The organism is Dactylosporangium sp. NPDC005572, from assembly GCF_040605515.1.
GTDB lineage: Bacteria > Actinomycetota > Actinomycetes > Mycobacteriales > Micromonosporaceae > Dactylosporangium.
Map to the genome: position 1 here is coordinate 1 of NZ_JBEXCY010000308.1, position 10,363 is coordinate 10,363.

A 10,363-nucleotide genomic window follows, 5' to 3' on the forward strand; every position below is an offset into this window, starting at 1 on the left:
GGCGACCCGATCTCGCTCACCGGCCGCCGCGCCTCGGCCGGCATCGTCGCCGGCGACGATCGCGGCGAGCGCCGCCGGGGAGCGCGGCAGCGAGGTCTTCACCAGGTCGGCGCCGAGGTCGGCGGCGAGCGTGGTGGCGTGGGCGACCAGCTCCGGCGCGCGGCCGTCGGCGATCTGCGGCCCGCGCGGGTAGACCATCGCGAGCAGCGGCACGCCCCAGCGGTCGCAGTCGCCGGCGACCCGGGCGAGGCCCTCCAGCTGGCGCGCCTCCGTGGCGGCGCCGAGGTTGACGTGGACGCTGACGGCGTGGGCGCCGAGGCGCAGCGCCTCCTCGACGTCGCAGACAAGGACCTTGGCGTCGGGGTCGGGGGCCATGGTCGTCGACGCGCTGAGGTGCACGATGAGCGACATCGACCGGAACCACCGGCTGTGGACGTGGCGCAGCGCGCCCTTGTGCAGCACGACGGCGTCGGCGCCGCCGTCGGCGAGCTGGCCGATGAGCCGGTCCAGCTGACCGGCGCGGACGATCGGCCCGTCGGTCACGGAGTGGTCGAGCGGCACGACGAACAGGCCGGCCGCGTCGCGCCGATGCAGGTGCTGGAGGCGGACCCGCCTCGCGAAGGTGTCGTGAACTACAGCCATGCCACGGACCGTAGGTGCGGCCGCGAGTAGCCGGCCACTACCTCAGTTGGCTGCCCGGACGAGTAGTTGCCGGCTGCTCGGGCCGGTTGCGACGGTGCTGTTCATGACCGCTTTCGCGTTGCTGTGCCGGGGCCGCGGCGACCGGCTGGAGATCCTCACCGGGCCGCCGGTCGCGGCCGGGTCGGTGGCCGCGCTGCCGACCGGTGAGCGGCCGGTCTTCGCGGCCGTACCGTACCGCCAGATCGCCGAGCGCGGGCTGCCGTGCGCCGACGACGGGGCGCCGCTGCTCGCGTTCTCCGTCGAGCGGCACACCTCGCTGCCCCTCGCCGCGGCGCTGTCCTGGCTCCCGTCCGGTCCTTCGGAGGCGTTGGCGGCCGGCCGCTTCGACCTGGACGACGACGCCTACGCGGCGCTGGTGCGCGCCGTCGTGGCCGGCGAGATCGGCCGCGGCACGGGCTCGAACTTCGTGCTGCGCCGCACCTTCCGCGCCGCGCTCGGCCCCGATCCGGCGCGGGCCGCGCTCGCGCTGTTCCGCCGGCTGCTGGTGAGCGAGCGGGGCGCGTACTGGACGTTCCTCGTGCACTGCGACGGCCGTACCCTCGTCGGGGCGAGCCCGGAGTGCCAGGCCGGCCTGCGCGCCGGGGTGGCGACGATGAACCCGATCAGCGGCACGTACCGCTACCCGCCCGGCGGCCCCACCGCCGAGGGCCTGCGCGCGTTCCTCGCCGACCGCAAGGAGTCCGACGAGCTGTTCATGGTCGTCGACGAGGAGCTCAAGACGATGGCCCGGATCTGCCCCGGCGGCGGCCGGCTGCGCGGGCCGTGGCTGCGGCCGATGTCGCGGCTGGCCCACACCGAGTACCGCATCGAGGGCCCGACCCGCCTCGACCCGCGCGCGGTGCTGCTGGAGACGCTGCCCGCCCCGACGGTCACCGGCAGCCCCCTCGCCGCCGCCTGCCGGGTGATCGCCGACCACGAGCCGGACGGCCGCGGCCACTACGGCGGCGCGGTCGCCCTCATCGGCCGCGACTCGCTGGACTCGGCCCTGCTGATCCGCACCGCGGAGATCGCGGCGGACGGCTCGGTGCGGGTCTCGGCGGGCGCCACCCTGGTCCGTCACTCCGACCCGGCCGCGGAGGCCGCGGAGACCCGCGCGAAGGCGGCCGCCCTGGTCGACCCCCAGCCGTCCGTCAGGTACCGGGAGGCTCCGGCGGGGCCGGTGGGCGAGGGGACGGGCGGGATGCTGGCGGCGCGCAACGAGGGACTGTCGCGGTTCTGGCGGGGGCTGTCCCGCCCCTGGCCGGACGAGCGCCTGGCCGGGGCGCGGATCCTCGTGGTCGACGCCGAGGACGACTTCACGGCCATGCTGGCCCGGCTGCTCGAGGCGATCGGGGCGGTGGTGCGGGTCGAGCGGTACGACACCGCGAAGCCCGACGACCACGACGCCGTCGTCCTCGGGCCGGGGCCCGGCGACCCGCTCGACGCGGGCGACCCGCGCATCGCCCGGCTGCGTGAGCTGGCCCGCGAGCGGCTCACGGCCGGCGCGCCGCTGCTCGCCGTCTGCCTCGGCCACCAGGTCGTCGCCGCGGAGCTGGGGCTGGCGATTCGCCGGCTGCCGCGCCCGGAGCAGGGGGTCCAGCGGGTCGTCGCGCCATACGGGCGGGTCGGGTTCTACAACACGTTCACCGCCGTCAGCCCGGCCGACGTGCTGGCCGACCCGCTCACCGGCCGGTCGGTGCGCGTGCTGCGCGATCGGGCCACCGGGGTCGTGCACGGGCTGGCGGCGCCCGGGGTACGGACGATGCAGTTCCATGTCGAATCGGTCCTCACCGAGCACGGACCGGCCATCCTGCGGCGTATGCTCACGGGGGTGCTCGCCCCCGAATCACCCGGAGGTCGGCCGAAAGGCTGTAGTCCTCGATCATCGACGTCGCCCAGAATGTGCGCTTGATGGCGCTGAGGACGTTCGGCCGCGACCGGGAACTGACTGGCCTGCACGCCGCGGTGGCCGCGACCACCGCCGGCGCGGGCGGCTGCACCGTGCTCACCGGCTCGGCCGGGATCGGCAAGTCGCACCTGGTCCGGGCGGCCGTCGCGCACGCGGAGACGCTCGGGGTGCCGGTCGCCGCGCGGGCGGCGTTCGAGCTGGACCGGGCGGCGCCGCTGGTCACCCTCGCGTCGGCGCTGCAGCAGATCCGCCCGCACAGCGACGCGTTCGGCTGGCTGCGCGAGGAGCCCGACAACCAGTACCGCACCCTCGAACGCCTCGGGGCGGTCCTGGAGGACCTCACCGACGGCCGCCCCCTCGTCATCGCGATCGACGACGCCCACTGGATGGACGAGCTGTCCGCCCTGGCCGTCCGCGAGCTCGTGCCGGCCCTCGCCGGCGCGCCGGTGCGGTGGGTGTTCGCCCGCCGGCCCGCCCCCGCCGACACGCCCGGCCAGCAGGTCGTCGACTGGCTGATCCGGGAGGGCGCCGAGCACGTGCGGCTCGGCATGCTCGACGACGCGGCCGTCGGGCGGCTGTGCCAGCAGGTGGTCGGCGCCGAGGTCGACAACACCGTGCTCGCCCTGGCCGGCGGCTGCGACGGCATCCCGCTGCAGGTCGAGCAGCTGCTGCGGGCGCTGCAGGCGACCGACCAGCTGGTGATCAGCGAGGGCGTCGCCACCGTCGTCGGCGACGAGCTGCCGTCGAGCTTCATCACGATCGTCGACCAGGTGCTGCGCGGGCTGTCCGACGACACCCGGCTGCTGCTGCGGGCCGGGTCGGTGTTCGGCCGCCCGTTCACCGTCGAGGCCGCCGCGCGGCTGCTCGGCAACCGGCCCGGCGCGCTGCTGCCGCAGGTCGAGGAGGCCGTCTCCGCGAAGGTGCTGGTCGACGGCGAGGACGGGCTGCAGTTCGTGCACGACCTGGTCCGGCTGGCCGTGTACGGCACGATCGGCGAGTCCGTCGGCGCGCTGCTGCACCGCGAGGCCGCGGTCGTCACCCGCGACGAGGGCCGCTCGCCGGTCGAGGTCGCCGAGCACCTGCTCAAGAGCGGCCGGGCCGGCACCCGCGAGGCCGTCACCAGGCTGCACGAGGCCGCGATGGAGGTGGCCGGGCAGGCCCCGGCGACCGCGGCCGACCTCATCGTCCGCGCGCTCGGCGTGGTCGGCGAGCACAACCCGGTCCGGGTCGGCCTGGTCGCCGACGCCGTCGGGCTGCTGGCCTCGGCCAGCCGCCTCGAACAGGCGCACGAGCTGGGCGAGGCGGCGCTGCAGGCCGGCCTGCCGCCGGCCACCGAGGCGACGCTGCTGCACGGGCTCGCTGACGCGTTCAAGCACGCGGGGCAGAACCGGCGCGCGGTCGAGTACGCCGACCGGGGGCTGCGCCACGCCGACATCCCCGAGGCCGTCAAGGCGCGGCTGTGGGCCGTCCGGGCGCACGCCCTCTTCTACGTCGGCGATCTCACCGGGGCCGACGCGGCGGGGCACCAGGGGTACACCATCGGCCAGAACTCCCAGGAATGGGCGGCATCGGTCTTCGGCCTGACCGCCCGGAGCCTGGTCGCGCAGGCACAGGGCCGGCCGGCGGACGCGCTCGCCCACGCACAGGAGGCGACCGACATCGCCGACCGGGTGGGTGGCGAGGCCGCGCACCGGCACCCGCGCATCTGGCTCGCCGACACGCTCACCGGGCTCGATCGCTTCGACGAGGCCGACCAGGTCATCACGCGCGGCCGGCAGGAGACCGAGCGGCTCGGCACCGCGTGGTCGGCGCCGCTGTGGCACTACTACCGCACCACGCTGCTCACCGCGCGCGGCCGGCTCGCCGAGGCGGTCGCCGAGGCCGAGAACGGCGTCGCGCTCGCCGAGCAGCTCACCGCGGTCGCCGCCGCCGTGCCGCTGCTGGGCCAGCTGATCCGGCTGGCGATCCTGCGGGCCGACGACGACCAGGCGCGGGAGTACCTCGGCCAGCTGCGCTGCCGGGTGGCCACCGGCGCGACCGCGGCGCCCGAGGACATCGTGTGGCCGGAGGCGTACCTCCAGGACGCGCTCGAAGGCCCGGACGTGGCCCTGCGCACGATCGCCGGGCTGTACGACGCGCTCCCCGACCGGCCGGCGATCGTCATCCAGCACCCGTGCGCGGCGGCTTCGCTCGTGCGCATCGCGCTCGGCGCCGGCGACCGTTCGCGGGCCGCGGTCGTGGCCGACGTGACCCGGCGCATCGCCGACCGCAACCCCGCGCTGCACTCCCTGGCCGGCGCCGCCCTGCACGCGGAGGGCCTGCTGCACGAGGACCACGGCCGGCTGCTCGACGCTGTCGCCCGCTTCCGCAAGACCCCGCGCCCCCTGGCCCTGGCCGCCGCCCTGGAGCACGCCGGCGAGGTCGAGGAGGCGCTCGAACTGGCCACCGAGCACGGCGCGCACCGGATGCGGCTGCGCCTGCTCGACCGCCTCGGCGGCCGCCCACCGGCCCCGGAGCCGTCGCCGTTCCGCCCGGCGTCGCCCCTGGCGCTGCTCACCCCGGCCGAGCTGAAGGTCGCCCTGCTGGTGGCCGACGGGCACAAGAACCGCGCCGTCGCCGAGCAGCTGTTCCTGTCCCGCCACACGGTCGACAGCCACCTGCGCAAGATCTTCCAGAAGCTGGACCTGCGCAGCCGCGTCGAACTGGCGGCCCTGATCGCCCGCGAACGCTGACGTTTTCCGGGCGATTTGCCGGGACGCGAAACACGCCGTTCAACCATTGTTCGAAAATGCTTCGAGAATGCTCCGGGAATACTCGGAATGGGTCATCCGAACGGTGAACGTGAATGGCGCTCAGCGTCTCTGGTGCGCCCGGCCGGGCGTCCGTATCGTTGCGCCACATGGCATTCGGCTCCGTGCGGCTCGCCGGGATCGACGACCTGCCGACGTGGGCGTATTTCGCGATCGGCCTGGTCGTCATCGTCGTCGTGGTGTTCATTTTCGCCGTGCTCGTCGGCGCGGTGCTCGGCCTCATCTGGCGGGCGGCGCATTTTCTCTACGCCAGCGGGAAACTGCGCGCGCTGTCGGTGGCCGGCGTCGCCGGGGTCAGCGGGTACACCGCGTTCGCGGGCTGGTTCCCGTTCGGCTGGTGGATCTTCGGGGTCCTGGTCGGCATACCGGTCGTCGGCTTCGCCGCCGGCCGCTGGGCGGACGCCGAACCATCTCCGTCGAGCGGCGGTGGCCGGGGCTGGTTCTCCGGGCCGGAGAAGAAGACGTGCTGGGTGTGCAACGGCACCGGGGTGCGGCCCGGCATCGAGGGCGGCATGTGCAACCGATGCGACGGCGCGGGGTTCCGCTACACCTAACATCCCCTCACACCCGCCACTCGCCGCCCACCATGAGGTCGCGGCCGGCGAGCTCGTTCGCCTCGCGCCAGGCCTGGATCCGCTGCGGGCGGATCCGGAAATACTCGTAGTTGCGCAGCGTCCGCGGGTCGAAGCCGGTCTTGACCGCGAACGCGTCGCCGAGCTCGGCGGTGAGGTCCCCGGCCGGCTCGGCGGTGCCCTCGATGAGCACCACGTCGCGGGTCGGGCCGGCGGTGAGGCGGACCCGCCCGCCGGCCCGCAGGTTGCGGGCCGTCGGGCTGGTCGCCACGGTCGAGATGAGCAGCGTCTCGCCGTCCCAGAGGAACGACAGCGGTACCAGGTACGGCGTGCCGGCCGCGTCGGCGGTGGCCACCCAGACGTCCTCGTCGTGGTCGAGCCGGTGCAGGGTGTCGGTGCGGCGCTGGTCGAGCGGACGGGGCTCCATCTCAGCCCGCGGCCCGCTTGACCAGGTCGCTGATCCGGGCCTCGTCGGCGGCGGTCAGCGTCGTGAGCGCGAAGGCGCTCGGCCACATGGCGCCGTCGTCGAGGTTGGCCTGGTCGCTGAAGCCGAGCGTCGCATACCGGGCGTTGAACTTCTGGGCGCTCTGGAAGAAGCAGATCAGCTTGCCGTTCCTGGCGTAGGCGGGCATGCCGTACCACAGCTTCGGCTCCAGCTCCGGCACGCTGGCCGTCACGATCGCGTGGATCCGCTCGCCGAGCGCGCGGTCTTCCGGAAGCATCTCCGCGATCCTGGCCAGGACGTCCCGCGTGGCGTCCGTCTTGCCTTTGCGCGGCTTCCTGAGCTCCTGGGCGTGCTCCTTCATCGCCGCCCGCTCCTCGGCCGTGAACACACTCGCCATGACGTTATCTCCTCTTTGTGGTGGTTTGGTCAGTTGTCCTGGATCAGGCCGAGCACGTTGCCGTCGGGGTCGGTGACCGTGGCCACCAGGCGGCCGCCGCCGACGTCATTCACGCCCTCCTTGACGGTGGCGCCGGCCGCGACGACCTCGGCGAGCTTCGCCTCGATGTCCGGCACGTGCCAGTACGCGACCGGCGAGGTCATGGCCTGCGGGCCGCCGCCCGGGACCAGCCCGATCTGCTGGCCGCCGGCCTCGAACCCGACGTAGAAGGTGCTGTCGGTCTGCGGCGCGGTGCCGAGCAGGGCGGCGTACACCGGCTTGGCGGCGGCGAGGTCGGACACGGGGTGCAGCACGGTCCTGATCATGATCGCTCCTTGCGACTCGGTTGGTGTCTCGCTGCGTTCTCGCTGCGTTCTTGCTGTGTTCTTGCTGTGTTCTTGCTGGTGAAAGCCTCTCCCGGCGGGTGGGCCGGCCACATCCGTGGTGACCACGGAGCCCACCACTGAGTGGTCCGCGGAGGCGGTCGGGCAGGATGGAGCCCGTGGTCGTGGCGCAGACGGGGATCTCCGGGCGGGAGGCCGAGGTGCTCACCCTGGTCGGCGAGCACCTGAGCAACGCGGAGATCGGCGCCCGGCTGTACATCTCCGTCCGCACCGTCGAGACCCACGTGTCGTCGCTGCTGCGCAAGCTCGGCGCGGCCGACCGGCGGGCGCTCGCGCAGCTCGCGGCCGAGTGGGGCCGGGCCGCGCGCGGCGGGCAGGCAGCCTCCGCGCTGCCGGCCCCGGTGACCGCGTTCGTCGGCCGGGTCCGCGAGCGGGCCGAGCTGGCCGCGGCCGTCGCCGCGCACCGGCAGGTCAGCGCGGTCGGGCCGGGCGGGGTCGGCAAGACCCGGCTGGCCCTCGCCGTGGCCGCCGACGCGGCCGGCGACTTCGCCGACGGCGTGTGGTTCGTCGACCTGGTCCCGATCAGCGACCCCGCGATGGTCGGCGCCGCCGTGGCCGCGGCCGCCGGCATCGGCGAGCAGCAGGGCCGCGGCATCGACGAGTCGGTGGTGGCGGCGCTGGCCGACCGGCACGCGCTGCTCGTCCTCGACAACTGTGAGCACGTCCGGGACGGGGTCGCGCCGTTCCTGGAGCGGCTGCTGGCCGGGTGCCCGCGGCTGACGGTCCTGGCGACGAGCCGGGCGCGGCTCATGGTGCCGTTCGAGCGCGTGCATCCGGTACCGCCGCTGGCACTGGAATCGGATGCCGTGGAGCTGTTCCTCGACCGTGCGGCGGCCGCGGGCTGGCCGGTGCCGCCGGACCAGCACGACCAGGCCGCCGAGATCTGCCGGCAGCTGGACGGGGTGGCCCTCGCGATCGAGCTCGCCGCCGCCCGGCTCCCGACGCTGGGCCTCGACGGGCTCGCCGCGGTGCTGTCCGACCAGCTGCGCCTGCTGTCCGGCGGGGCCCGGGCCCACGGGCGGCAGCAGTCGGTACGGGCGATGCTCGACTGGAGCAACGCCCTGCTGGAGCCGGACGAGCAGACGCTGCTGCGGCGCGTCTCGGTCTTCGCGGCGCCGTTCACCGCCGACGCCGCCGGGCAGGTGGCCGGGTTCGCGCCGCTGTCGCCGGCCGCGGTGGTCGACGGGCTGTCCCGGCTCACCGAGCAGAGCCTGTTGTCGGCGGCGCCGGCGACGGGCGGGACGCGCTACCGCGCGCTGGCGACGATCCGGCAGTACGGCTTCGCGCAGCTCTCGTCGGCGGGCGAGGTCGCCGCGGTCCACTCCCGGCATCTCGACTGGTGCCTGCGCAGCGCACAGTCGTTGCGCGGCAACCCGGCCGACGGTCCGTGGCGGGCCCGGTTCGACGCGGTCGCCGACGACCTGCGGGCGGCCCTCGGCGCCGCGTCCGGCCCGCCGGCCTACGAGCTGGCGTGCGCGCTGGCCGAGCTGGCGTTCACCCGCAATCTGGTCGGCGAGGCGCAGCAGCGCTACGAGCAGGCGGCCGCCCTCACCGACGACCCGCCGGCGGCCGCGGCGGCGCTGCGCTCGGCCGCGGCGGTCGCGGGCTGCCGGCTGCTGGGCGACGACATGTACCGCCTGCACCGCGCGGCCGCTTCGATCTCGGGCACCGCCGCCGACCTGGCGACGGCCGCTATCACCGCGTACCGCTTCTCGGGCGCGTTCACGCACCTCCCCCCGTCCGACGAGCCGGCGGCGCTGCTGGCGACGGCCCGGTCGCTGGCTGCTTCGGACGGCGACCCGGCGGTGGCGCTCGCCGAGGCCGCGGTCCTCGCCGACACGTTCGGCTCCGACCAGGGCCCGTCGTCGAACGCGGCCGCCTCGACGCTGGCCGCGGCCACCCGCGCGGTCGACCTGGCCCGCGCGGCGGCCGACCCGCTCGCCGTCTCGGCCGCCCTCGACGGCCTGGCCGGCGCCCAGAGCTGGTCGGGCGACAGCTTCGGCGCGGCCGCCACGGCCCGTGGCCGGATCGAGCTGCTTTCATCGGTACCGGTGACGCCGGCGAGCATGCACGAACTGACCGACGCCCTGGTCTCCGGCATCGACACCGCCCTGGGCGTAGGTGACATCCCGACCGCTCGGCGGTGGGCCCTTCGCCTGGCCGACCTGCCGCTGCTGGCCGAGGTCGGCCACTACGGGGTGTCCTGGCTGCTCATGACGGACGCCCTGGCCGGCTCGGTGTCCCCGGCGATGTCCGCGCGCTTCCTGGAGGCATGGGAGCGCACGGGCCGCCTGCGGGCCCCCCGCCTGGCCGCCACGGCGGCTGCGGTGGCGATGGTGCACGGCCTGCAGGGCGCTTCCCGAGATACGTGGTTGTCGATCGCAGACGACCTCGGCGCGACCCCGGAACGCAGCACGGGCTACGGGGCGGTCTTCGACGGCATATACCTGCTGCACCACGACCGCCCGGCCGAAGCCCTGGAGCGCCTGGCCCCGGAGCCTTCGGAGGTGTGGAAGTGGGTGACGTGGATCTGGCTGCACTGGTACGTTTCGCTGCGCGCGGAGGCCGCGGTCCTGTCCGGCCATCCCGAGGCGCGGTCGTGGATCGCTGACGCCCGCAGGGTGGTGGCGGGCAACCCGATCGCCGCCGCACAACTGGACCGCGCCGAGGCCCTGCTGACCGGCGACCGCAAGGCGGTGCTGGCCACCGCGGCGGCCTTCGAGGCGGCCGGCTGCGCCTACCAGCAGACCCGGACCCTGACCCTGGCGGGTGACTAGCGGGACCGGCGACCACTGGGGGTTCGCCGTTGCCGGAGGGCGCTGCGGCGACGAGGTGTGGTTCCACATCCACGAAGGTGACCCGCCGGCGCTCGAGGCGGCCGACGTCCTGGAGTTCGTCGCGCGCAAGGGGCTGCGGCGCTGAGAGCGACGCGATGGCCGCCGGAACAGTCCGGCGGCCATCGGTCACGGTACGGCGGCGGCACCCCCCAGGCGCACGCTATACCGTGCGGCGCATGCGCTCCGTCAGGACGACGGCCGCGCGCACCGCGGCGACGCGGCCGTGCATCAGGACCATCAGGTCCTCGACGGCGCACGCCGGCGGCGTG

General features: G+C 75.0%; 9 protein-coding genes. 5 read left to right on the plus strand and 4 right to left on the minus strand.

The window, feature by feature from the left end:
* Positions 1–642 (minus strand): 2-amino-4,5-dihydroxy-6-one-heptanoic acid-7-phosphate synthase (locus tag ABZS66_RS57655; RefSeq protein ID WP_354772845.1); only part of this gene is annotated, 642 nt, incomplete at its 3' end.
* Positions 643–745: 103 nt separating this feature from the next.
* On the opposite strand from ABZS66_RS57655, the gene ABZS66_RS57660 reads away from it, so the two are divergent.
* The 3 genes from ABZS66_RS57660 (at position 746) to ABZS66_RS57670 (ending at position 5,954) form a co-directional block, all read left to right on the plus strand.
* Positions 746–2,593, plus strand: a complete 1,848-nt coding sequence (locus ABZS66_RS57660; RefSeq protein WP_354772847.1) for an anthranilate synthase family protein — start codon at positions 746–748, stop codon at positions 2,591–2,593.
* On the plus strand, positions 2,593–5,322 hold the full coding sequence (locus ABZS66_RS57665; protein WP_354772849.1) for an AAA family ATPase: 2,730 nt from the start codon (positions 2,593–2,595) through the stop codon (positions 5,320–5,322). Before ABZS66_RS57660 ends, ABZS66_RS57665 begins: the two co-directional genes overlap by 1 nt.
* A gap of 167 nt (positions 5,323–5,489) precedes the next feature.
* Complete coding sequence (locus ABZS66_RS57670) at positions 5,490–5,954, plus strand: hypothetical protein (protein ID WP_354772851.1); 465 nt, start codon at positions 5,490–5,492, stop codon at positions 5,952–5,954.
* Positions 5,955–5,961: 7 nt separating this feature from the next.
* On the opposite strand, the gene ABZS66_RS57675 is transcribed toward ABZS66_RS57670, so the two are convergent.
* Genes ABZS66_RS57675 through ABZS66_RS57685 form a run of 3 tightly spaced genes read right to left on the minus strand, consistent with a single transcriptional unit; the run spans position 5,962 to position 7,179 of the window.
* On the minus strand, positions 5,962–6,399 hold the full coding sequence (locus ABZS66_RS57675; protein WP_354772853.1) for a pyridoxamine 5'-phosphate oxidase family protein: 438 nt from the start codon (positions 6,397–6,399) through the stop codon (positions 5,962–5,964).
* A gap of 1 nt (position 6,400) precedes the next feature.
* Positions 6,401–6,814 (minus strand): DUF1801 domain-containing protein, encoded by a 414-nt coding sequence (locus tag ABZS66_RS57680; protein WP_354772855.1) that lies wholly within the window; start codon positions 6,812–6,814, stop codon positions 6,401–6,403.
* Between the two features lie 29 nt (positions 6,815–6,843).
* Positions 6,844–7,179 carry a VOC family protein gene (locus ABZS66_RS57685; RefSeq protein ID WP_354772857.1) on the minus strand — a complete coding sequence of 112 codons (336 nt, stop codon included), beginning with the start codon at positions 7,177–7,179 and terminating at the stop codon, positions 6,844–6,846.
* Positions 7,180–7,346: 167 nt separating this feature from the next.
* Here ABZS66_RS57685 and ABZS66_RS57690 point away from each other — a divergent pair, with 167 nt between their 5' ends.
* Together ABZS66_RS57690 and ABZS66_RS57695 are read left to right on the plus strand one after the other, a co-directional pair.
* Positions 7,347–10,034: a LuxR C-terminal-related transcriptional regulator gene (locus ABZS66_RS57690; protein ID WP_354772859.1), complete on the plus strand. Its 2,688-nt coding sequence runs from the start codon at positions 7,347–7,349 to the stop codon at positions 10,032–10,034.
* A complete protein-coding gene (locus tag ABZS66_RS57695) occupies positions 10,027–10,179 on the plus strand; it encodes a hypothetical protein (RefSeq protein ID WP_354772861.1) in 153 nt (50 codons plus the stop codon). Before ABZS66_RS57690 ends, ABZS66_RS57695 begins: the two co-directional genes overlap by 8 nt.
* Positions 10,180–10,363: the final 184 nt, after the last annotated feature.